General features: G+C 60.8%; 22 protein-coding genes. 10 read left to right on the top strand and 12 right to left on the bottom strand.

The annotated features are described in order from the left end of the window. Window positions 1–1,322 precede the first annotated feature (1,322 nt). The 3 genes from repA to repC all read left to right on the top strand — a co-directional run bounded on the left by repA (window position 1,323) and on the right by repC (window position 4,950). Entirely contained in the window at window positions 1,323–2,516 is a 1,194-nt protein-coding gene (gene repA, locus J2857_RS23800) for a plasmid partitioning protein RepA (protein ID WP_210012585.1), read from the top strand. A 4-nt stretch (window positions 2,517–2,520) separates the two neighbouring features. Next, entirely contained in the window at window positions 2,521–3,522 is a 1,002-nt protein-coding gene (gene repB, locus J2857_RS23795; RefSeq protein ID WP_210012584.1) for a plasmid partitioning protein RepB, read from the top strand. A gap of 153 nt (window positions 3,523–3,675) precedes the next feature. Beyond that, window positions 3,676–4,950: a plasmid replication protein RepC gene (repC, locus tag J2857_RS23790; protein WP_210012583.1), complete on the top strand. Its 1,275-nt coding sequence runs from the start codon at window positions 3,676–3,678 to the stop codon at window positions 4,948–4,950. A 192-nt stretch (window positions 4,951–5,142) separates the two neighbouring features. Here repC and J2857_RS23785 read toward each other — a convergent pair whose 3' ends face one another. The 3 genes from J2857_RS23785 to J2857_RS23775 all read right to left on the bottom strand — a co-directional run bounded on the left by J2857_RS23785 (window position 5,143) and on the right by J2857_RS23775 (window position 7,351). Beyond that, a complete protein-coding gene (locus J2857_RS23785) occupies window positions 5,143–5,985 on the bottom strand; it encodes a DMT family transporter (protein ID WP_210012582.1) in 843 nt (280 codons plus the stop codon). A 300-nt stretch (window positions 5,986–6,285) separates the two neighbouring features. Then, window positions 6,286–6,555: a hypothetical protein gene (locus J2857_RS23780; protein WP_210012581.1), complete on the bottom strand. Its 270-nt coding sequence runs from the start codon at window positions 6,553–6,555 to the stop codon at window positions 6,286–6,288. Between the two features lie 217 nt (window positions 6,556–6,772). Then, window positions 6,773–7,351, bottom strand: coding sequence for a helix-turn-helix domain-containing protein (locus tag J2857_RS23775; protein WP_210012580.1), 579 nt, complete (start codon window positions 7,349–7,351; stop codon window positions 6,773–6,775). A 426-nt stretch (window positions 7,352–7,777) separates the two neighbouring features. Here J2857_RS23775 and J2857_RS23770 point away from each other — a divergent pair, with 426 nt between their 5' ends. Next, a complete protein-coding gene (locus tag J2857_RS23770) occupies window positions 7,778–8,500 on the top strand; it encodes a hypothetical protein (RefSeq protein ID WP_210012579.1) in 723 nt (240 codons plus the stop codon). 254 nt (window positions 8,501–8,754) lie between these two features. Here J2857_RS23770 and J2857_RS23765 read toward each other — a convergent pair whose 3' ends face one another. Further along, window positions 8,755–10,677 carry a glycosyltransferase family 2 protein gene (locus J2857_RS23765; RefSeq protein ID WP_210012578.1) on the bottom strand — a complete coding sequence of 641 codons (1,923 nt, stop codon included), beginning with the start codon at window positions 10,675–10,677 and terminating at the stop codon, window positions 8,755–8,757. Between the two features lie 59 nt (window positions 10,678–10,736). Here J2857_RS23765 and J2857_RS23760 point away from each other — a divergent pair, with 59 nt between their 5' ends. After that, a complete protein-coding gene (locus J2857_RS23760; RefSeq protein WP_432420177.1) occupies window positions 10,737–11,621 on the top strand; it encodes a transporter substrate-binding domain-containing protein in 885 nt (294 codons plus the stop codon). 32 nt (window positions 11,622–11,653) lie between these two features. Here J2857_RS23760 and J2857_RS23755 read toward each other — a convergent pair whose 3' ends face one another. The 3 genes from J2857_RS23755 to J2857_RS23745 all read right to left on the bottom strand — a co-directional run bounded on the left by J2857_RS23755 (window position 11,654) and on the right by J2857_RS23745 (window position 13,697). Beyond that, entirely contained in the window at window positions 11,654–12,319 is a 666-nt protein-coding gene (locus tag J2857_RS23755) for a S24 family peptidase (RefSeq protein WP_210012576.1), read from the bottom strand. Window positions 12,320–12,542: 223 nt separating this feature from the next. After that, window positions 12,543–13,190, bottom strand: coding sequence for a response regulator (locus tag J2857_RS23750; RefSeq protein WP_210012575.1), 648 nt, complete (start codon window positions 13,188–13,190; stop codon window positions 12,543–12,545). 87 nt (window positions 13,191–13,277) lie between these two features. Next, window positions 13,278–13,697, bottom strand: coding sequence for a hypothetical protein (locus J2857_RS23745; protein WP_210012574.1), 420 nt, complete (start codon window positions 13,695–13,697; stop codon window positions 13,278–13,280). A gap of 82 nt (window positions 13,698–13,779) precedes the next feature. On the opposite strand from J2857_RS23745, the gene J2857_RS23740 reads away from it, so the two are divergent. Next, window positions 13,780–14,130, top strand: a complete 351-nt coding sequence (locus J2857_RS23740; protein ID WP_210012573.1) for a DUF952 domain-containing protein — start codon at window positions 13,780–13,782, stop codon at window positions 14,128–14,130. Next, window positions 14,127–15,218, top strand: coding sequence for a quinone-dependent dihydroorotate dehydrogenase (locus J2857_RS23735; RefSeq protein WP_210012572.1), 1,092 nt, complete (start codon window positions 14,127–14,129; stop codon window positions 15,216–15,218). The genes J2857_RS23740 and J2857_RS23735 overlap by 4 nt, the downstream gene beginning before the upstream one ends. Here the strand turns inward: J2857_RS23735 and J2857_RS23730 are convergent. The 3 genes from J2857_RS23730 to J2857_RS23720 are packed head-to-tail and all read right to left on the bottom strand — an operon-like array spanning window position 15,194 to window position 17,312. Further along, window positions 15,194–16,552 carry an MATE family efflux transporter gene (locus J2857_RS23730; protein WP_210012571.1) on the bottom strand — a complete coding sequence of 453 codons (1,359 nt, stop codon included), beginning with the start codon at window positions 16,550–16,552 and terminating at the stop codon, window positions 15,194–15,196. The genes J2857_RS23735 and J2857_RS23730 overlap by 25 nt on opposite strands. Window positions 16,553–16,555: 3 nt before the next feature. Continuing rightward, a complete protein-coding gene (locus tag J2857_RS23725) occupies window positions 16,556–17,044 on the bottom strand; it encodes a CAP domain-containing protein (protein ID WP_210012570.1) in 489 nt (162 codons plus the stop codon). A 1-nt stretch (window position 17,045) separates the two neighbouring features. Further along, window positions 17,046–17,312, bottom strand: coding sequence for a DUF6460 domain-containing protein (locus J2857_RS23720; RefSeq protein WP_210012569.1), 267 nt, complete (start codon window positions 17,310–17,312; stop codon window positions 17,046–17,048). Between the two features lie 128 nt (window positions 17,313–17,440). Between J2857_RS23720 and J2857_RS23715 the strand changes: the two genes are divergently transcribed. Together J2857_RS23715 and J2857_RS23710 are read left to right on the top strand one after the other, a co-directional pair. Further along, complete coding sequence (locus J2857_RS23715) at window positions 17,441–18,379, top strand: class I SAM-dependent DNA methyltransferase (protein ID WP_210012568.1); 939 nt, start codon at window positions 17,441–17,443, stop codon at window positions 18,377–18,379. A gap of 105 nt (window positions 18,380–18,484) precedes the next feature. After that, the gene (locus J2857_RS23710; protein ID WP_210012567.1) at window positions 18,485–19,129 is read left to right on the top strand and encodes a YitT family protein; all 645 of its coding nucleotides are present in this window, start codon (window positions 18,485–18,487) and stop codon (window positions 19,127–19,129) included. Window positions 19,130–19,147: 18 nt separating this feature from the next. Here J2857_RS23710 and J2857_RS23705 read toward each other — a convergent pair whose 3' ends face one another. Next, a complete protein-coding gene (locus tag J2857_RS23705; RefSeq protein WP_210012566.1) occupies window positions 19,148–19,612 on the bottom strand; it encodes a carboxymuconolactone decarboxylase family protein in 465 nt (154 codons plus the stop codon). Window positions 19,613–19,640: 28 nt separating this feature from the next. Then, window positions 19,641–20,141, bottom strand: coding sequence for an RrF2 family transcriptional regulator (locus tag J2857_RS23700; RefSeq protein WP_210012565.1), 501 nt, complete (start codon window positions 20,139–20,141; stop codon window positions 19,641–19,643). A 94-nt stretch (window positions 20,142–20,235) separates the two neighbouring features. On the opposite strand from J2857_RS23700, the gene J2857_RS23695 reads away from it, so the two are divergent. After that, on the top strand, window positions 20,236–22,770 hold the full coding sequence (locus J2857_RS23695; protein WP_210012564.1) for a ligase-associated DNA damage response DEXH box helicase: 2,535 nt from the start codon (window positions 20,236–20,238) through the stop codon (window positions 22,768–22,770). The last annotated feature ends 3 nt before the right edge of the window (window positions 22,771–22,773 follow it).

Below are 22,773 nucleotides of genomic sequence, written 5' to 3'. Positions count from 1 at the left end.
ACGTCATAACAATCTACGAAGATCGGCACCCCGAAACGAACTTGCAACCGGCCCTCCCCTGCCTCCGGCCGCTGTATGGAACCAGGAGATCCTGCGGGCATAACGTGGAGGTATAGGCGGCGATCATGGAGTTACGGATTGCCACAACTGATCTCAGGCCCGCCGACTCCGCTTCCTGATGTATCGACGGCTTTGAGCCGGAATATCGTTGCAACGCCGATCGGCCGTTTGTTTTGACAGAGCGACGCACGCACGCCCGGTCGGCAAGAAAACGTCGCGGCATCGCTGATCCTTTATGGAGACGTCCACACCCCGCGGATCAAGCCTCCTCCGCAGCGACGGCAATACCTACTCTGATGAACAGGGTCTCCTCACGACAGCTTTTCCAATCGAGCGGCTCATCCGCGAGGGACGCGGCACCTCACCCGGCCGTGGTTTTACAACCAGGATTCCGAGAACATCGCGCTGTTCATCAACGGCTAAATCCGTACCCGCCGAGTCGTTGGTTCCTGATATCCTGTCGATCAAGATTTGCTGGAAACCCCGCCTCCATCCTGGCCGCAAGATCATCCGAAAAGCGAACCCGCCGCAACCGCTTGCTAGGCTTGACCCGTTGAAGCACTCGGCGACCCTGAACTCTTTTCATAGCCAAGACCGTCCGCCCCCCGCTGCTGGGTAGTCGGCGGCGAAGTCCGCGGCCCGCTCGAGCGGACGGCAGCCGCTCTGCCATATTCATGGCCCGCCTCATCAAACATACCTAACTGCCACGGCTCACGTGCCGGCGGAGGCTATTTGGCTTTGCATTCCCCGTAGAGATGAAAACGGAACGAAGTCCCCGCATCACCCTGCCCGCTCCTTTGCTCTCGGACAGTCGCGGCCTCAGCATTGGGGCCAGGACAACGGCCATCTGGCCCCGCCCCGATCAACGCCACAGATCGCGCATCGACATCTCCTCCCGCGGGCGGGCTCAATAACGTCCTGCGATCACCCGCTCCAGATCTCCGAAGAATTCGGCAGTAGTCCGCGGACTACTGCCAATGAAAGAGGATATCGTTGGCCGGCTCCACGGCCAGACTATCTTGCCAGACCTCATACGAGGAGTAGTCCGCGGACCACTCCTCGTAGGGCTTAGATTTAGCTCGCGTCAGATCGCCACAAATGGAGGGCCGTAGGGAGCGTTGAGGCCCGCAAATTGAGAGAAAACAGCGGAAAATGAGGGTTTGGTTAAGCGTTTGTAAATCGGTAACGAATCGGAGCATAATATAACTGCGCAGTTAGAGCGCTTTCTGTGAAAATTGCGCAGTTAAACGGGAAATCAACACATGCAGCCGAGTCTCGTTATCCAGGACGATCAAGAGCATCTTCCTTCACTTCTGGCAACAGACGCCCAGGAACTGTCCTATCAGCTCCAGCAGCACCAGGCCAAAATCTTCCCGCCACTCTCCCAAAAGACGATGCGGTTCTTTTCTCCTGCCGAGGCTGCAGGGTTCATCGGCATCGGCGAGGGTTATCTAAGGCAGGTCGCAGCCGAGGGCCATGGACCGGATCCGCTCGCCAACGGGCGGCGCCTTTATGGTGCGGATGACATGGACCGGATTCGCCGCGTTCTCGACGAGCGAAACGGAACCCCGAAATATGTCCCGGCCCGCAAGGGCTCCGACAAGCTGCAGATCGTATCGGTCATGAACTTCAAAGGTGGTTCAGGCAAGACGACCACTGCCGCCCACCTGGCACAATATCTGGCCTTGAGAGGCTATCGCGTCCTGGCGGTGGATCTCGACCCGCAAGCCTCTCTTTCCGCCCTGTTCGGACACCAGCCGGAATTGGATGTCGGAGAGGGCGAGACGCTCTATGGAGCGATCCGCTATGAAGATCCGCGGCCAATCGCCGATATCGTGCGCGCGACCTATACGCCCAATCTCCATCTGATCCCTGGAAATCTCGAGCTGATGGAGTTCGAGCACGAAACTCCGAAAGCAATGGCATCCGGAACCGCGGAGACGATGTTCTTTGCCCGGATAGGCGAGGCGTTGACCGAGATCGAAAGCCTCTACGATGTCGTGGTGGTCGATTGCCCGCCGCAGCTCGGGTTCCTGACGATGTCGGCGCTTTGTGCGGCGACCTCTGTATTGATCACCGTGCATCCGCAAATGCTCGACGTTATGTCGATGTCGCAGTTCCTGACCATGACGAGCGAACTCATGTCCGTGGTCGAAAGGGCAGGGGGTCGGACGAGTTATGACTGGATGCGGTATCTCGTCACGAGATTTGAACCGAATGACGGCCCGCAAAGCCAGATGACCGGCTTCATGCGGGCGATCTTTGGCAACCGCATGCTTCAGAACGCGATGCTGAAATCGACCGCGATCGCCGATGCCGGCGTGACGAAGCAAACGCTCTATGAAGTGGAAAGGTCGCTGTTCGTACGCGGCACCTACGATCGGGCCTGGGAGTCGCTCAATCTCGTGAACGCGGAGATCGAGGCCCATATCCGATCCACGTGGGGAAGGAAGTAATTAGATGGCACGAAAGAACCTCATCGAGATATCCTCGTCCACCTCGGCCCGTCCCGAGCCAGTCGCGCCCAGGGACAATCGCCCTATTGCCGGCTTCGTGCCACAGGCCCGCAATCCAGCGCCCGTGGGCGGGATTACCAAGACGCTCGGCAATATCACCGAAAAGGTCGAACGAGCAAACGATCTTGAACGGCAGCTGGCCAAAGGCCAGATCGTCGTCGACATCGAGCCAGGCCTTGTCGACGCCTCCTTCGTCGAAGATAGACTGGAGATCGATGCCGTTCAGCTGAACGAGTTGGTGGAGCAGATCCGCGAGCATGGGCAGCAGGTACCGATCCTCGTGAGGCCGCACCCGCAGGTGAAAGGCCGCTATCAGGTCGCCTACGGCCATCGGCGACTGGCCGCAGTCAAAAAACTTGGCATCCGTGTGCGAGCGGTTGTCCGCGAACTCACCGATGATCAGCTGGTGGTCAGTCAAGGACAGGAAAACAGCGCCCGCACGAACTTATCCTATATCGAGCGGGCACTTTTCGCCTTGCGGCTCGAGCAGCGTGGTTTTACCCGCGACATCATCATGGCGGCGCTGGGCGTCGATAAGGCAGCGCTCTCCAAGATGCTGATCGTGACGCGGCAGGTGCCGATCACCTTGATCACAGCCATCGGCGCCGCACCGGAGATCGGCCGCAGACGCTGGCTGGAGTTGGGAGAGCGCCTTGAAAGTGTAGAGCCTGAGCTGGTTCTGGCGGAGTTGTCCGCGGACAACTCCGGGCACCTATCAAGCGACGAGCGGTTCCACCGGGTGCTGGCACTGGCCTCCAGGAGGCCTGCCGTAACAAAGGCACCCTCAGTTAACGCGCAAATTTCCGGAGTTCCGGTCCAGTTCAAGAAGACCGCATCGAGTGCGACCTTTGTTTTCGACAACAAGGCCGCGCCTGGGTTCGACCAATTCGTGCAGGAGAGGCTCGGGAGCCTCTTTGCAGAATTCCAACAGAATAAAGGAGCGTAAACCGCAAAAGAAAAAGGCCCCCAAGCGACATGGTCGTGGAAGCCCTTCTCAGATCTTAGCAAATCCAGAATCGCATTTCCTCGAATCACTGTCAAGAGTTTAGGCGCCGTTTGGGCGAGCAGATTTCTTTTGCCTTAGCGAAAGTGAAGGCAAATGGAGAGTAGATATGTGACGACGCCCTTTGGGCGGCGGGCAATGTCGCTTGGGATGTTGGTAAACCAGCAACTGGCCGAAGCGATTGAACCCGGAACTACCCGTAACAAATGGAAATTGTTCAGAGCGGTCTGCGAAGCACGGCCGTCATTGGGCGTCACCGATCGCGCCTTGACGGTGCTCGATGCGCTGTTGACCTTTTACCCGGATGACGAGATCTCCGAGGCGAGGGGGCTCGTCGTGTTTCCTTCGAACGCGCAACTCTCCCTCCGCGCCCGGGGCATGACCGCCGCGACCCTGAGGCGACATCTTGCGGTTCTCATCGATGCCGGCCTGATCCTGCGCAAGGACAGCCCGAACGGGAAACGTTACGCGCGCCGCAGCAGGACAGGAGAGATCAATGAAGCCTTTGGCTTCAGCCTTGCTCCCCTTCTGGCACGTGCCACCGAAATCGAGAGCCTGGCCGCTCAGGTGGTTGCCGACCGGGAACTGTTGCGAATGACCCGGGACCGGCTCACCGTCTGCCGGCGTGATGTCGCAAAGCTGATCGCAGCAGCTTTCGATGAAGGCGTCCCGGGGGACTGGGCGTCGATCCTGGACATGTTTCGAACGCTGGTCGCGCGGATCCCACGTGTCGCTACCCTCAAAACCATCTCTCCCATTCTCGAGGAGATGGTCATGTTGCGCTCGGAAATTATCAACCTGTTGGAAATCCGAGTGAAAACGCAAAAAATCGACGCCAGGGAGTCTCAAATTGAGCGCCACAAACAGAATTCGAATCTTAAATACAATTATGAATCTGAACAGCGCCTGGAGATCACGCGTACCGCGCCCCCACAGAACGAACTCGAACCACTAAGCGCACTGATCAGAACCAAGCAAAGCTGGCAGAGGGTGGGCCACAACGAGGTCGCAGCTGCGAAATCCCTGCAATCCTTCCCGCTCGGCCTCGTACTTCAGGCCTGCCCACAGATCGCCGACTACGGCCCCGGCGGGAGGATCAGCAATTGGCGCGACCTCATGGCGGCTGCGGTGGTTGTCCGCACCATGCTCGGGGTCAGCTCTTCGGCCTATGAGGAAGCGTGCGCGGCGATGGGGAGGGAAAACGCTGCGACCGTCATCGCGTGCATTCTCGAGAGGGGAGGGCACATCAACTCGGCCGGCGGCTATCTGCGAGATCTCACCCGCCGCACCGAAAGAGGCGAATTCGCTATTGGTCCAATGCTGATGGCCCTTGCCCGGGCGTGCATTCCCGGCGGTCGGATGGCGAGCTGAGCCATGTGAGCCTTCGGCACCTCGCGAGAGGCAAGATCGGCATATTCCTGTCGTCGACGGGGTGTGCGCTTAATCCCGAAAATAGCCGGAGAAACCGCTCACGGCGACTAAGCCAGTGATCCGGTGTCAGCTAGTTCGGCCCGCTCAAGGTGGACGAGAAGGATGGGTATCGGCCGCTCTCCCCGAGGATCATCAGGACGGAGTGGCTTGTATCCGGTTGGCGTTCGGTCGGCGGAGGTTGAAAAGATTGCCTGTGAGGATCAGCCCCGCGCCTATCGCCGTAAAGCTGTCGATAGCCTCCGCATATAGCAGATAACCGAGGAGAGCCGACAACGGCACCCGCAGGTAGTCCATCGGCATTACCACCGTTGCATCGGCATGAAACAACGCCTTGGCCATGCAATAATGCGCGAAAGTGCCCGAAAACGCGATCAGGAATATCCACGGCCACATTGCTGCGGATGGCCAGACCCAGACGTTCAGGGCCGGTACTATTCCGATGACCGATTGAATGACGAGCATCCAGAAAATGATCTTCGTTGCACTGTCGGAACGCGTCAGTGCCTTTGTGGTGATGAAGGATATGGCGAATACAAAGGCTGCTCCGAGCACGATGAGGTGCCCCGGGTTCAGCGCTGCCGCGCCAGGGCGCACGATCAGTGCGACGCCGACCAGACCAAATAGGATCGCCACGCTTTTACGCCATGTCAGCCGCTCCCCGAGAAATGCGGCGGCCATCAGAGCTGCCCAGATGGGAGCCGTGAATTCGATCGCGATGACCTGCGCCAGCGGGATCAGTGTAAGGCCCATCAGCCAGGCAAACTGGCCGATATAGTGGGCAGCGTTGCGGCCTATGTGGCTCGGAAGAATGCCGGTTCTCATCGCCTTGATGCCGCCTTCGCGATGGACAAGCGGCAGCAGCATGAAGAAGGCGATGACGGAACGCATCTCCATCACCTGAAAAACGTCGATCTCGCGGGTTACGGCACGGCCCGAGACGGCCATGAGCAGGAGCAGTGCGATGGATGTCATCATCCAGGCCGCCGCCCTGATATTTGACTGCTTATTTTCCACGTATGTCTTTCTTCCCGCCGCGCAGCGTGGGGATCACAACTGGGCTCGGCCATGCACCGGGGCGGCTTCTCCTGGCCGGGGTAGATACGACGGAAGGTCTATCGTTGTGAATAGTCCGGCTTCCAATCACTCGTGCCTGCGTGCGGACGCTGGGCTAATATTCGGCGGAAGCGGCAGATCTGCGCGATCGGTTGTCTTCGTTCTCCACTGCTACGAAGGTAGGAAAGCCATCAGGCGGCGCCGAGGTCTCCCTTTCTGACCTCACATCAATCTGCCCCAGGCCGGGTCCCATTGAACCTCTTCAGAAAGCTCGACGTAGATCGGCGGCTTGTCCGGTCCGCGGTTCCTGTTCTCGGCCATCCGGAAGGCAGCTTCCGGTTCCATTTCCTCCCCTGGAAAAATAGCGTCGTCTTCGAAGAGCTCGGCAATCTTGCGGATAAAGCCGCGGATCTCGTCGCCGGAATGATAGAACTTGATGATAAGGGCGCCAGGCGCGGGCGTGCCGCCGCGATAACGGTAGCAGGTATGCATTGTCTCCTCCATCGTCAGAGCCTTCTCCCCGACGCTTGGAAAGCAGAAATGTTCCGGCACCGGATGCGGAAAGCCATAAAGCTTGGTAAGATCGGTGTGTCCTTCAAGGCGAAGGGCATTACCGCTGTGCTCCACGATACCGCGTCGGCAAGCACTGGCCTATCCATGGAAGCCCTTCAGGCTCGAGCTACTGCCAGCCGTAGAGCGATGAAGTAGCCTAGCTGCTCTCCTTCTCCTTGCGGCCAACCTGGCTGGCGACGAGCTTTGCCACCAGATGGACGAGGTTCTTCGCCTCAAATCGGCTTTTCAGCTTGTCGATTCGATGCTCGATCGTCCTCGGCGACAGATGAAGAGCCTCGGCGATTTCTTTCGTGGTCTGTCCTTCGATAAGAAGCTGGATGATGTTGTCGTCCGTAATGTCGGTCTTTGCATCCCGCACAGGGGAGATGAAGAAACGGCCCTCAACAAGGCTGATGCACCAGCCGGGCTTTCCATCGCTTTTCTGCGGAAGGATAAGACGTTCGTAGCCTATACGGACACCGAGAAGCTTGGTCCTCACGAGCTCGAGCGTTGGGCGCCCAACCTCTATCGCACGTGAATAAGTGGGAATGATCGCTTCGTCTATGAAGCTCCGATCAAGATCACGCAGGACGGCATCGGGAAACTGTTGCCTCATCTGGGTCAGCAGATGGCTCTTGAAGCCAAAGTCCTTCACCCGACGGAACCGCCAATCATAAGGGTCGTCGGCTGCAGTCGTGACGACCGAGAGCGCCATCTTGATGCTTAGTCTGTTCACGATCCCTGCGTAGAGGGCTTCCGGACCCGAGGTTCCATTGGACTGCAACCATGTATCGAGCAGATGCTGCGAGAGTGAATTAAATGAACCCATGTTCGCGTATAACGAGAGTAAAATGAGTAGTTTGTTTCAGTATGACTAATCCGATCTTCGTTAGAAAATGATTGCCAGTTGAGCCGGAAACCGGAACAAGTCACCAAAACCTGTGCGTACGTTGCCGAAATCGTGTTTGCAACTATCCAAATCTTCCTGCCAATGCGTTAGCAACTGTTAACTCTACATAATGTCTTTCCTCAAGCTATTGATGCGACGGTATTTTTCCCGTCGCCCATTTCCAGAAATCTAACTTTTTCACCGGATGTTGTCCCTTCGAAAACGGTGGGCTCTTCAGGAGCATTCCAACTCGCCGACGGTCAAGGAGTAGCCATGTCGTATGCCGAAGTCCTCGTGTCTGACACTCAACTTTCGCAGAATACCTCACCCCAACATGATGCCGACATCCTCCCCGCCGCAGAGAGAAAACGTATAACCATCAATGGCTCGGAAGTTGATGCCGAGCGTATCTCAGGCCGAGTCGTCGGTTCAAGAATAAAGCAACACAATCATATATATACGACACATCACAATAATTACATGTCAAGCGGCGATGTGCAGGTATATTCAACTGTTCAGAATGAACAGTGGGAGACAAGTGAAGTTAGGTTGCGCTTTCACAATGGCAATGAAAAAGTATACAACTTGCCATTTCCCGTTAATGTGGGCGACGGAGACCGTCTTAGCATAATAAAGTTGTACAATACCAAGGACGGAAAAGGATATACGACAGCCGCTCAAAATCACACCACCCAACAATGGTATTCAAAAGAAGGCGCTGACCTGCAGCGAATGGTCGGCAGTCTTGGCCTGTTTAAGTTGGCGGTTGTACTATTGAGCAACAAGTCGGCTTTAATTGTTTATGTTTTGATGGCGATTTTCATTTTCGCTATATTTGGCAACGTTATATTGGCATTTTTCGGAGCCGTTCTGCTAACTGGCCTATTAGTCTTGGCTTTTCAATATCTGGTTATCCTGCCGTGGACCGTAGTTGTTTGGCCAAAAGTAAAGCGACAATTCGAAGCGTTTTTTGAGGATTTTTCTGCGTGGCAGTAGGACACCGGAAGCAGGACGACTACGCTAGGTCAGTCTGCGAAACCGAGTCCGATCCGAATTGGATGCATGGATTCAAGGACCCGACAGGGAAGCCGCAGGAATAGCGACCATGAATGTCCTATGCGGGAGGCCGCTCAGTGCGGTCAACGGGCATTAACTACACGTATTGCCACGCCGCAGACAGGTTTCAACGAGGGTAGAAACCCGCTGGATTTTCCGCAAATCTAAGACATAGGCTCGATTTAGATGCCGGATCAGGTTCTCCTGCCGCTCGGCTGATGCGGCGTCTTGTTCCAGAAAAAGGGTTTTGACCGCAGTTCGGTCATCGCCCGCCAGGCAGCAACTGAGGTCATGATCCAGTAGAGCGGAACGCCGATCCAGCGCCAGCCGACCAGGCGTCGTTCGTGCTCGATCATCGGTCCTCTCCCGAGCCCGAGGAAGATCAGGTAGCTGCCGAGGATGTTGATGGTGTCGATGATGAAAAGCGAGAGTACCCCGACCGGGATTCCGTCCGCGGGCGCTTCCAGCATGTAATAGGTTCCAAGTGTCATGAAGACGACGATCAGCGGATGCAGGAGCGAAGAGACCAGCATCCCTCCGATCATCAGTTGAAAGATGCAGAAGCCTGGAAAACCCATCTCGTCGATCAGTCGGCGCGGCTGGCGCATCAGCACCAGCCAGGTCTGCAGCCAGCCCTTGAACCAGCGGCTGCGCTGGCCGAGCCACACGCGCATTGTCGTCGGCGCGTCTTCGAGCGTTTGGCGGGCCATGACATCCGAGCGATAACCGAGGCGATACAGGCGAAACCCGAGATCCGCGTCCTCGGTAACGTTGAACGGATCCCAGCCTCCGGCGGCGCGCAAGGCGTCGGCGCGGAAATGATTGGATGTGCCGCCGAGCGGCAGCGGCATTTTCCGCCGCGCCAGCATTGGCAGCAGCCCGCGGAAGAGGCCACAATATTCGAGCGAGAACAATGCGCTGATCCAGGATTCGCGGGCATTGGTGATGATCAGCGGCGCCTGAAGGCAGGCGATTGCCATCGGCGACGTCCGGAACCGCGCATGGGCCTCGCGCAATTGCTGCGGATGCGGCCTGTCTTCCGCATCGTAGATCGCCAGGAATTCGCCGCGCGCAGCTCCCAGCGCGTAGGTGAGCGCCTTGGGTTTGGTACGCGGCATCGCGGCGGGCACCTCGACGATCTCGAAATGCGAGGCAGGCTTCAGAGCCCTCAGCGCTGCGATCGTTTCCTGGTCGTCGGCCTCGCAGATGAGCTTGATGTCGAGTAGGGAAGGCGGCCAGTCGAGCCGCCCGAGACTCACCAACAGCTGTTCTGCCACCGCAGCTTCCCGGTAGAGCGCGACCATCACCGTATAACAGGGAAGCGCGTCCTCTCGAGGCAACAGGGCCACCGGGGTCGCGTCTGCGAACTGTTGCCGGGTGAAGGCGGCGAACCGCAGGCCGAGGGACACGAAATAGATCAGAGACAGAAGAACATGCAGGAGAAGCAGGGTCTCGGTCGGCATGGCGATCAGCGCAAAGGCGAGGGCGGCCGATCCAAGCCCGGCGTAAAAACCCTGGGTGCCGGAGAGCACCATGCGGGCCGAGAACTCGGGAAAACGATCGAACAGTCCGTTGATCGCCTCGCGCACACGTCGCGTCGCGCCGGATCTCCAGACGGTCCCGCGGATTGCCGATGGAGTGGTGATCGCAAGATCCTGTCCGAGCAGCGGCATTGCAAGGAGCGCCGCCTTGAGGTCGGCGAGCCGTATCGCTTCGGGCACGACCGCCACTTGCGGCGCCTTGTGCCGATGGTTGATCCTGACCTGGTTCGGGCGTTGCAACTGCGTATCGAGCCCCGGTATGTCGGCAACGGAGCCCGGATCGATCGCTGCGATGAAGGGAAGGCGAAGGTAGCGCGCCATGGCGCCGTAATAGGCCGCCTCGTCGACCTGACCGCTGTGAAGCAGTTCGCTCTCGATGCTGGTCCCGTTGCGCCGTGCCCTGTCGGTCAGCATAGCAAGCAATGGCCTGGAGAAGCCGAGCGCCGAAAGAGCGACGAGTTCCTGGTCGTCGGCTGCGGCGCCAGGCCCGGCCGACAGGTTTCCGGAAGGCGCCGAATTGTTGTGCGCATCGTCTTGCACCGGCAGCGCTGCTGGCGGATATTCCCTCAAGCGCATGTCTCTGCTACACCGCCCGCAAGCGAGTGCCCCAACCTGTCCCGATCTGGATCATAGAGATGCATCCCATGATTGCATCCCCGAAAATCAAGGGGTTCTTCAGTCTTCTGCGGCTTTGCCTTCTCACCGGAGGGATTGCTGCCGCTGCGGTCCCGGCTCGGGCTGCCGAAGGCAGCAGTCCCCTGCCGCTGATGTTCGATGCCAAGGAGCGGCTCGCCCGCCCTGATCTTTCCACCGTCATCCGGGTGCGGATTCTGACCAGCGTCGATTTCCCGCCGTTCAATTTCGCCGACCAGACCGGCAGGCTTGCCGGCTTCAATGTCGATCTCGCCCGCGAAATCTGCGCCGAACTGAAGATCGAGGCGAAGTGCCAGATCCAGGCGCTGCCCTTCGACGAGCTGGAGAAGGCCCTGGAAGGCGGCGCCGGCGAGGTCGTCATTGCCGGCATGGCAGTGACGCCGGAGCGGCGCCAGCGGTTTGCCTTCTCGCGGCCTTATCTGGGCGTGCCGGCCCGTTTCGCCCGCAACCTGAAGGCCAGGATCGACGGCGACACGGCGGCAGCGCTTTCCGGCAAACCCGTCGGCGTCGTCAGGGGGACCGCCCATGAGCTGATGCTGAAGGCGTTTTTCCCGAAGATTACCGCCGTATCGTTCGGCAATGACGAGGCGGTGCTGGGGGCCTTGAAGACGGGCAAGGTGGATGCCGTCTTTTCTGATGGCCTGAGGCTGCCCTTCTGGGTGGCGGGCCAAGGTTCGGCGAAATGCTGCGCCCTCTTCGACGGCCCCTATCTATCGGAGAAATTCCTCGGCGAAGGTCTGTCGATCATGCTGCGCAAGAACGACCCGCTCTTGACGGCCGCCTTCGACCAGGCACTGAGCGTTCTGTCGCGCAACGGTCGCCTGCAGGATATCTATCTGCGCTACTTCCCGAATGGACTTTATTGATCAGCCGCGAGTAGGAGCAGTTTCCTACTCACTCACTGGCTTGCCCAGATGATGCGGGCTATCCATTCCACGTCGGAAAGATCGAAGGTGCGGTTTGGATGTTCCGGATTGAGGGAGAGAAGCTCCACAGTCCGGGCGCTCTGGCGGGCGAGCACTTTTGCCATCACCTCGCCTTCCTTGGTCTTGAGGACCACGCGGTCGCCGCGGCGCACCTGCGCGCCGGGCTCGACGATCAGCACGTCGCCGTCGCGATAGAGCGGCATCATCGATTCGCCCTGGACTTCCAGTGCATAGACGCCGGCCTTGCGGGACGGATCGACCGGAAACTCCACCACGTCCCAGCCCTGGCCCGCCGGAAACCCGCCATCGTCGAAAAATCCGCCGGCGCCGGCCTGCGCAAAACCGAGCAGCGGGATGGAGCCGTTCTGCGGCGGGAAATTGCCTTCCGGGATCGAGGAGCGGCCGGGAACGGTGGGCAGGTAGCTCATGAACTGGTCGATCGTCGCGCCTGTCGCTTCGAGCACCTTGGCGATCGATTCGGTCGACGGCCAGCGCAACCGTCCGTCCGGCCCGAGCCGTTTCGATTTGTTGAATGAGGTAGGATCGAGGCCGGCGCGTCGCGCCAGCCCGGAGGGCGTCAGCTGGTGGCGTTGGGCGAGCGTATCGATCGCGCTCCAGATCGTAGCATGTGACAGCATCGTCGTCCGTACCCGTGACCGGTGCGCGAGACAAAGCCGGACATGCCAGCGCTCTGCGAACCTCTCGATCAGAACCCTTAACCGATCAGACTTTTGTCGATCAGACCCTTGAACGCTTCGTTCCAGCAGGTTGCCGGCTCGCGCGCACCCCGAATTTTAACGGAACCTCAGCCTCGCGTAAAGGGATGAGAGGAATAAAATCCTGTTTCTGTCCTGGCCTGGGTCAGGCCACCAGCGCCATGTTGATCTTGCCGAGCTTGATTACCGCCTGGGTGCGGCTGTCGACATTGAGCTTGAGGAGGATTGCCGAGACATGCGCCTTGATGGTCGCTTCGGAGACGCCGAGTTCATAGGCGATCTGCTTGTTGAGCAGCCCCTCGCCGAGCATGGAAAGCACGCGGTTCTGCTGCGGCGTCAGTGTTCTCAGCCGCTCGATGATCTCGGTGAGACCCGGGTCTTCTTCCGGCCCTGAAAGGTCGCCCTTCGGCGCCCAGATGTCGCCTTCCAGCACCGCCTGGATGCCGGCGCGGATATCGTCGAGCCCGGAGGACTTGGAGATGAAGCCGGAAGCACCGAGCTCCAGAGCCCGGCGGATGGTGGCGCAATCGTCGCTGGCCGAGACGATGACGATCGGCAGGCCGGAAAATTCGGCGCGGAGCGACATCAGTCCGGAAAAGCCGCTGACCCCCGGCATGGCGAGGTCGAGCAGCATCAGGTCTGCTTCGGGATTGTTTTCGGCCGCACGCCGCGCCGCGTCGAAATCGCCGGCCTCGATGATGACGAGTTCTTCGGCAATGCCCCGCACCGAATGGCTGAGCGCGCCGCGAAACAGCGGATGGTCGTCTGCGATGATGATCGTGAGTGTCTGCATTTCCACGCCCCCTCCCAAGAGCATAGTCGTGCCAATGAATCTGAAGACTTTGTAAACCTCTCGCCGACCCGAAACAAGTGCGGGAAATCACGTACGATTGGGCTGTGGTTTATCGGCTTCCCGCTCATTCGCAAATTCGCCGACGATCGCCATGAAGCGCCGCATGAACTTCTCCATGATCGACAGCGAACGATCGACTTCCGCATCGCTTGGCAGCGCTTTTGGCAAGGCGTCCGGCGGAATGTTGCTGAGCCGTTCCTCGAGCGCGGTGACGCGCTTTGCCAGCCTGTCGAGTTCCTGCTCGTAGGCCGCCCTCTCGTCGGGCTGCATGCGGCAGGCGAGCGTGCCGTTTTCGTCGCGGCAGAGCGTCATCGCGCCGGTTTCGGTATCGAGGCGGACGATGCCGGTTTCGGTGCGCTGAAGCTGGAAACGGTTCGTCTGCGGTTGTTGCGCGGCGGCGGCGAGGGGCAAGAGCAGTGCGCAAGTCATCAATGCGAGCGTTTTCATATCGTGGTCCTCCTGCTGTAACGGTGGACAAGTGCCGGGCTTTGCGGCAAACGGTCGGAGAATAGCAGGTCCCCGAGAGTTGATGATGACGGATATAGTGTACAAGATCGTGCCGGAAACGCTTTGGCGCCAGGCAAAGCAAAAAGGTGTCTTCGAGGGCGCCGAAATCGACGTGAAGGACGGCTATATCCATTTTTCCACCGGTGCGCAGGCGAAGGAGACCGCAAGGCTGCACTTTGCCGGCGTCGCCGGTCTGATGCTGGTCGCGGTCAACGCGCCCAGTCTCGGCGAGGCGCTGAAATACGAAGCCTCCCGCGGCGGCGATCTTTTCCCGCATCTTTACGGCACCCTACCTGTTTCGGCCGTCCTTTGGGAAATGCCGCTCCTGATCGGCGTCGACGGCCTGCATGCCTTTCCGGAGAGGATGCCATGATCGGCCCCTTCGCCGGGCTTGCCTCGCGCAGCCTCTTCGTTTTCGATCCGGAAACCGCGCACGGCCTGTCCATCGCTGCGTTGAAGACCGGCCTCGTGCCCGCCTGCCGCCTGGCCCCCGATCCGCGGCTTGCTCAGACGGTCGCCGGCATCCGCTTTGCGAACCCGATCGGGCTTGCGGCCGGCTACGACAAGAATGCCGAGGTGCCCGATGCTATGCTGAAGCTCGGCTTCGGTTTTACCGAGATCGGCACGGTGACGCCGAAACCGCAAGCCGGCAACGACAAGCCGCGCATCTTCCGCCTGGTGGAGGACCGCGGTGTCATCAACCGGCTCGGCTTCAACAACGAAGGTCATGAGGCGGCGTTCGCCCGCCTGACCGCACGGCGCAGCGCGCCGGGCGTGGTCGGCGTCAATATCGGCGCCAACAAGGATGCAGCCGACCGCGTTGCCGACTATGTCGCCGGCATCCGAAAGTTCTATGCGCTCGCCACATATTTCACCGTCAACATCTCCTCGCCCAATACGCCGGGCCTGCGCGATCTGCAGGCGCGCGACAGCCTGAAGGTTTTGCTCGAAGCCGTTCTCGCCGCCCGCGCCGAGGAGGCACTGCGACATGGCCGGACCATTCCGGTCTTCCTGAAGATCGCCCCCGACCTGACGGAAGAGGGGCTGGATGACATTGCGGCCGAGGCCACCGCCCATCCGCTCGACGGGCTGATCGTCTCCAACACGACGCTTGCCCGAGATGGGCTCAAGGATCAGGCGCAGGCGAAACAAGCGGGCGGCCTTTCCGGCGCACCGCTCTTCCGGCGCTCGACCGCTGTCCTAGCCAAGGTGCGCAAACGCGTCGGTCCGAACCTTGCCGTCATCGGCGTCGGCGGCGTTTCGAGTGCTGCGGATGCGCTGGAAAAGATCCGCGCCGGGGCCGACCTCGTGCAGCTCTATTCCTGCATGGTCTATGAAGGGCCGGGCCTGCCGGCTGCGATCGTCAAGGGGCTCTCGGGCCTTCTAGACCAGGAAAAGGTCACATCGATTCGCGAGTTGCGCGATACCCGCCTCGATCAATGGGCTGAGGCAAAACTCTGACGCGCCTTGCGCGGCACCATGGCCGCCAGGAAAAAGCCCCGCATCAGCAGGAACAGGTTGAGCGACAGCCAGAGCCCGTGATTGCCCATCAGCGGCACGAGTACGGCGAGGCCGACGCAATAACCGGCAAATGAGACGAGCATCATGTTGCGCATCTCGCGCGACCAGGTGGCGCCGATGAACACGCCGTCCATCTGGAAGGCGAGCGCCCCGGTCAGGCCCGTGACCGCCGCCCAGCCGAGATAGACATAGGCTGCCTGCCGCACGTCTTGCGAGGTGGTGAGAAGCTCGATGATCGGCTGGCCGAAGAGGACGAAGAACAGGCCGACGATGCCCGCCATCACGAAGGACCAGAGCCCGGTCAGTTTCAGCGCCCGGTCGAAGGATGGTCGATACCGCGCCCCGACCGCCCGGCCGGCGAGCTGTTCGGCCGCGCCCGCGAGCCCGTCGAGGAAGAAGGCCGACAGCATGAAGATGTTCATCAGCACGGCATTTGCCGCCAGTGTCACAGCCCCGAAGCTCGATCCGACCCGGGTCAGCACCGCGAAGGCGCCGTTCAATATCAGCGAGCGGATCAGGATATCGGCATTGAGCTGGAAGAGCTGGCGCAGCTTGGCAGCGTCGAAAATGTCCGCCCGCGACGGCCTGTCGGCTGCGGAAAACTGCCGGCTGACAATGACGAGGCCGATCACCACGGCAGTCACCTCCGCCGCCGCGGTCGCCCAGGCGACCCCTGCCACACCCCAGCCAAGAACGAGGCCGAACAGGATGGCGAGCACGATATTGGTGCCGTTGAGGATGATCTGCAGCGTGAGCCCGAGCATGCCCTGACCCCGCCCGAGTACGAAGCCGAGAATGGCGAAATTGGCAAACGTCGCCGGGCTTGTCAGCACCCGGATGCCGAAATAGTGCCGCGTCACGTCGGCCACGGCCGGATCGCTGGTCATCAGGTCCGGCGCATATCGAAGGATCAGTGGCGAGAACGCCAGCATGATCACCCCGAGGCCGAGCGCGCTCAGAAAAGCGCGCCAGAACACCGCCTGCTGCTCTCGGCGGTCTCCTCGGCCGAAGGCCTGCGCCACCAGCCCGGTGGTCGAGGTGCGGAAAAAGCTGAGGCTGCCATAGATGAGGTCGAAGAGTATGGCGCCGATCGCCAGACCTGCCAGCGCTTCGGCCTGGCCGAGCTGCCCGACCACCGCGGTATCGGTGAGGCCGAGCAGCGGCGTCGTCAGGAAGCCGAGCGTCATCGGGATGGCGATGCCGAGCACCAGCCGGTGCGTCACGTCGAACGGCTTGATTGCTCCGGTCTTGTGGTCACGCCCCCCGCTCTCCATCGGTCAGCCGGAAAGGACCATGGCCCAGTAGGGCCGAGCGCCCGTTGAGGTTCGGGCCATGGCGACCCCAAGCCCCCGGTAGGAGCCGAGCATGTTTTCGAGATGTTTGGGTGAATCGATCCAGGCCTGCACGGCGGCTGCGACCGTATCCTGCCCGCTGGCGATGTTTTCGGCTGCCGGCAGCGCCACGTCACTGCTCTTCATCCGGGCGCCAAAATCGTCGCCGAAACCGATCAGGTGCTTCATCTCGTTGGCCTTGGCCATGCGCACCGCCTGCCGGGCCGCCGCCTTGCGCGCCGGCATGTCGAGCGCCAGCGCGGATAAGCCACGGCTCTGGCGCAGCTTGTTGACCATGGGAAGAGCGGCTTGCGTCTCATCCTCGGCACCCGCTGTGGGCGTCAGCACGGCCGTGGTGTTACAGCCGGCGAGCACCAGCGCCATGCCTGAAAAGACGAGAAGGTCCCGCCGCGAAGGTCTGATCAGGGAAGTCATGTCAGCGGCGGTAGCTTATAAGACGCAGGATGATGAAGATCGGAATGACGATGATCGCGCCGAGCACGAGATAATTGCCGACCCGTCCGAGAGCCCGAAAGCCGTTATACCAGAGGTCCAGGAACCAGTAGCGGATCGTGTCGCCGATATTGTCCGGCGTGAAGCCGAAGAATGCCAGAACGAAACCCACCAAAAGACACACCACGATCAGCTTGATGATCGTGCGACCCGGTGTATCGCCCAGGAACTTGTTGACCCCGTCCGCCATCCTTGTCCTTCTCCGAATTGCAAATGAGAGATAATCGGCAGCCGTTGCCACCGCAAGCGTTTCCCCTCAGATAGAACTTGAGTTTTTTTGTGGCTTCGGCAAAGAACCTCCACCTTTGAGGATCATCCATGTCGCCCAGCCCGTTTTCCAGCCAATTCTCCTCGGGCGATGCCACCGCCGATCGCCGCGCCGATTACGCCCGCATGCTGGCCGAGGGCGGAGATTTCGCGGCCGCGGCCGAGCTGATCGAACAGGCGCTCGAACTGACGCCCGGCTGGGCCGCCGGCTGGTTTCGGCTCGGCGAATATCGTGACAAGGCCGGTCTCGGCACGGCAGCAGACGCCTACCGTCAGACCTTGGCGCTGCGGCCGGACGACGTTTTTGGCGCCCGCCTGAAGCTCGCGCTGATTGGAGCGGAGCAGACGCCCGACCGGCCGCCGAGCCGTTATGTCGAAGGCCTGTTCGACGACTACGCCGACCGGTTCGACACGGCTCTGGTGGGGAAGCTGGGCTATTCCGTGCCCGGCAAGCTGGCGGCGCTGGTCATGCCGCACGGGCCTTTCCGCAATACCGCCGACCTCGGCTGCGGCACCGGCCTGTTCGGTGCCGAAATCCGTGGCGCGACCGAACGCCTGGAAGGTTTCGATCTTTCGCTCAACATGCTCGCGAGGGCGCAGGCCAAGGGCCTTTACGACCATCTCGGCCAGTCCGACCTCAGTCTCGCATCGAATGAATCCGGCCTCTTCAGCGACTTGGCGGCTCACCGCGCCGATCTCGTCTCCGCCGCCGACGTGCTGATGTATCTAGGTTCGCTCGAAACCGTCTTCCCACTAGTGAATGACTTGCTTTCACCTCGCGGTTTCTTCGCGTTCTCTGTCGAAGATGCGGGCGAGGGGGCTGGTTTCGTGCTGCGGGATTCCCTGCGTTATGCCCATTCGGAAGCTTATATCCGCACGCTGCTTTCACGTTTCGGCTTCGATCTGCTGAAGGTGGAAAACACCGTCATTCGCATGGATGCCGGAAAACCCATCCACGGCATTCTGTTTCTGTCGCAAAAGCACGGCTAAACCCGCCGTTTCTTGCTTTTTTCAGTGCCCGCCGATGGACACTTGAAGACCCTTGCCGACGGTTTTATTGCAGTGCAATATCACTGAAAACCTGAGGGGTCCACATTGGCTGAGCAACAGCAGAGGCGCGGTCTCGGATTTTACAGCGCCGATCCGGCGCAGCACACGTTGCTGGAAGATGCTCAAGGCCTGTTCATCGGCGCCATGGTGTCGGCGCTCGGCTTTTATTTCCTGAACGAGGTCGGCCTTCTGACCGGAGGCACCGCGGGCGTCGCCTTCCTCTTGCATTATGCGTTCGGGATTTCGTTCGGCCTGCTGTTCTTCATCGTCAACCTGCCGTTCTATTACCTGTCGTTCAAGCGACTTGGCCTCGCCTTCTCGCTGAAGACCTTTATCGCCATCGCGCTCGTCTCGGTGATCACCGAGGTCGAGAGCCACTTCTTCCTGATCCAGTACCTGCATCCGTTCTGGGCGGCGCTTCTCGGCGGCCTTGTACTCGGTTACGGGCTGCTCGGGCTTTATCGCCACCGCGCCTCGCTCGGCGGCGTCGGGATCCTGGCGATCTACATCCAGGAGCGTTTCGGCATCCAGGCGGGCCTCATCCAGTTGGCCTTCGATCTCTGCGTCATGCTCTGCGCCTTCGCGGTCGTTTCGCCCATCACCGTCGCCTGGTCGGTGCTGGGCGCCGTCGTGCTCAATCTCGTGCTCGCCATCAATCACCGCTCCGACCGTTATATCGTCGCGCGGTGATCGAGGCGGAAGCTTTGATCAGGCGGCCTGGCTGGAAGGCTTGTCGACCGGGTGCTGGGAGCGGAAGCCGACGGCCAGCCGGTTCCAGGTGTTGATGGCACCGAGGGCGACGGTGATCTTGACGATCTCGTCGTCGGTGAAATGCCCCTTCAGGGCGTCGAATGCGGCGTCCGGAATGCCGGTATCGGCAATCCGGGTGACGGCATCGACCCAGCCGAGCAGGGCGCGTTCCTTGTCGTCATAGACCGGCGATTCCCACCAGACGCACATCATGTTGATCCACTGTTCCGAAAGGCCGTCATGCCGTGATTCCTTCACATGCATGTCGACGCAATAGGCGCAGCCGTTGATCTGCGAGGCGCGCAGCTTGATGAGGTGGATGAAGCGGCGCTCCAGTCCGGAGGCCTGCACGTAGTTTTCGAGTGCCGTGACGGCCTTGACGGCTTCCGGAGCGGCTTTGAACATGTTGAGACGGGGATGCATGGTCTTCTCCTTGGGGTTATGGCCGCTTTCAGCGGGCCGTTCTGCGTTCGTTGAGTTCGAGGAAGGCGCAGCCGCGCGCGGCGATCCCGCCGTCGTCGGCTGCACTGAGGTCCGCCAGGATGTCGGCGATCGTCACCTTGGCGAGTTCGGCGCGATAGGCCCTTTCGGCCTTCAGCATCGCGGCGTTGATGCCGCAGGGTTTGGTGAAATACCGTCCCGGCAGCGGGTTCGGCCCCCGTTGGCGGATTTCGGCGCAACGGAAGGCCGGGGCCGGTCCTTCGACGGCGAGGACGATGTCGAGCAGCGTGATCTCCGCCGGTTTCTTCGCAAGCCGATATCCGCCTTTCGGACCCGGCACCGTTTCCACCAACCTGGCGCCGGACAGTGCCTGGAGATGTTTCAGCAGGTAGCTGGTCGAAACACCGTGGAATTCCGCCAGTGCCGCGGCCGACAGCACTCCGCCTTCGGAAAGGCTGGACATCATGCTGATGCTGTGGATCGCCTGTTCGACGCCGTCGCCGAGTTTCATTGCTCATCTCCATATCGTGGATAAAATTTATCCACGATTATCGCGTCATCGTCAAGCCCCTTCTTTTTCGTCCGCTTTCTCTTAACTTAACGGCGTGGATATCGTCGAAACCCATTCTTCCGGCCGTGACGCCGCGCTTCTGCCCCGGCCGTTCCAGAAATGGTTCGCGGAGAAGGGCTGGCAGCCGCGCGCCCATCAGCTGGAACTGCTGGCCCGCTCCACCTCGGGCGAGAACATGCTGCTGATCGCGCCGACCGGCGCCGGCAAGACGCTCGCCGGTTTCCTGCCGTCGCTGACCGATCTCACGCGCCGCGGCAATATTCCGCCCGGCTCCGCCTTCACCGGCATCCACACGCTCTACATCTCGCCGCTGAAAGCGCTCGCCGTCGATATCGAGCGCAACCTGATGAAGCCCGTCTTCGAAATGGGCCTCGACATCTCGATCGAGAATCGCACCGGCGATACGCCGCAGGCAAAACGCCAGCGCCAGAAGCTCAATCCACCCGATATCCTGCTGACCACGCCGGAACAGGTGGCCCTGTTGCTCGCCAACAAGGAGGCCGAGCGCTTTTTCAAGGACCTGAAATACGTGGTCCTCGACGAACTGCATTCGCTGGTCACCTCCAAGCGCGGCCATCTCCTGTCGCTCGGTCTCGCCCGCATCCGCAAACACGCGCCGCACATGCGCACCATCGGCCTCTCCGCCACTGTCTCGGACCCGATGGACCTGCAACGCTGGCTCGTTCCCCAAGGTGAGCAGCCGGCCCCGCCCGCCGGCCTCGTGCATGTCACCGGCGGTGCCGCACCCGATATCACCATCATGCGCACCGAAGACCGCATCCCCTGGTCCGGTCATGTTTCCACCTACGCGATCCCGGAGGTCTACGAGGAGATCAAGCGCCACAAGACGACGCTGATCTTCGTCAATACCCGCTTCCAGGCGGAACTGCTCTTCCAGGCACTCTGGACGATCAACGATGACAACCTGCCGATTGCGCTCCATCACGGCTCGCTCGATGCCGGCCAGCGTCGCAGGGTGGAAGCCGCCATGGCCGCCAACCGGCTGCGCGCCGTCGTCGCCACCTCGACGCTCGATCTCGGCATGGACTGGGGCGATGTCGATCTCGTCGTGCATGTCGGCGCGCCGAAGGGCGCTTCCCGTCTTGCCCAGCGCATCGGCCGTTCCAACCACCGCATGGACGAACCGTCGAAGGCGATCCTCGTACCCGCCAACCGTTTCGAGGTGATGGAATGCCAGGCGGCGCTCGACGCCAATTATCTCGGCGCCCAGGATACGCCGCCGGTCGGCGAAGGCGCGCTCGACGTACTCGCCCAGCACGTGCTCGGCATGGCCTGCGCCGAGCCCTTCGATCCGGTCGAACTCCACGACGAGATAACCTCCGCCTCGCCTTATGCAAATCTCTCCTGGGAAATGTTCGAACGCATCGTCGATTTCGTCGCGACCGGCGGTTATGCGCTGCGCTCCTACGAGCGTTACGCCAAGATCCGCAAGACCAAGGACGGCCGCTGGCGGGTCTCCAACCCGGCCGTCGCCCAGCAGTATCGCCTCAATCTCGGTACGATCGTCGAGGCGACCGAGCTCAATGTCCGGCTGGTGAAGCGCAACGCCCAAGGGCTGGCAAAGGGCACGGTCGGCCGCGGCGGCATGTCGCTCGGCAAGGTCGAGGAATATTTCCTTGAACAACTCGTCCAGGGTGATACCTTTCTCTTTGCCGGCAAGGTTCTTCGCTTCGAAGGCATCCGCGAGAACGAGTGCCTCGTCTCCAACGCCTTCTCGCTCGATCCGAAAATCCCCGCCTATGCCGGCGGAAAATTTCCGCTCTCCACCTATCTCGCCGACCAGGTGCGCGGCATGCTGGCCGATCCCGACCGCTGGGGCGTCCTGCCGGATCAGGTCCGCGACTGGCTGAATATCCAGCGCGAGCGCTCCATGCTGCCGAAGAAGGACGAGCTCCTGATCGAGACCTTTCCGCGCGGCAAGCGCTTCTTCATGATCGCCTATTGTTTCGAAGGGCGGCTCGCCCACCAGACGCTCGGCATGCTGCTCACCCGCCGGCTGGAGCGCGCCGGCGCCCATCCCCTCGGTTTTGTCGCCACCGACTATTCGCTGGCCGTCTGGGGCCTCAACGACATCGGCGCGATGATCAGGTCCGGTCGCCTCGGCCTCTCCGACCTCTTCGACGAGGACATGCTCGGCGACGACCTGGAAGCCTGGCTCGACGAGTCGTATATGCTCAAGCGCACCTTCCGCAATTGCGCCGTGATTTCCGGCCTGATCGAGCGCCGCCATCCGGGCAAGGAAAAGACCGGCCGCCAGGTGACCGTCTCGACCGATCTCATCTACGACGTGCTGCGCAGCCACGAGCCGGACCACATCCTCCTGGAGGCGACGCGGCGGGATGCGGCATCCGGTCTTTTGGATCTTGCCCGATTAGGCGATATGCTGGCGCGAATCAGGGGGCACATTACCCACCGCGATCTCGACCGCGTCTCGCCGCTCGCCGTTCCCATCATGCTGGAGATCGGCAAGGAGCCGGTGCCGGGCGAGGCGCATGACGCGGTGCTGCAGGAAGCCGCCGACGAACTGATCGCTGAGGCGCTTGGCTGATGC

It is taken from the genome of Neorhizobium galegae, from assembly GCF_017877055.1.
GTDB classification, from domain to species: domain Bacteria; phylum Pseudomonadota; class Alphaproteobacteria; order Rhizobiales; family Rhizobiaceae; genus Neorhizobium; species Neorhizobium galegae_D.
Note: the sequence above shows the minus strand (reverse complement) of the source record. Positions and strands in the feature narration are given on the sequence as shown.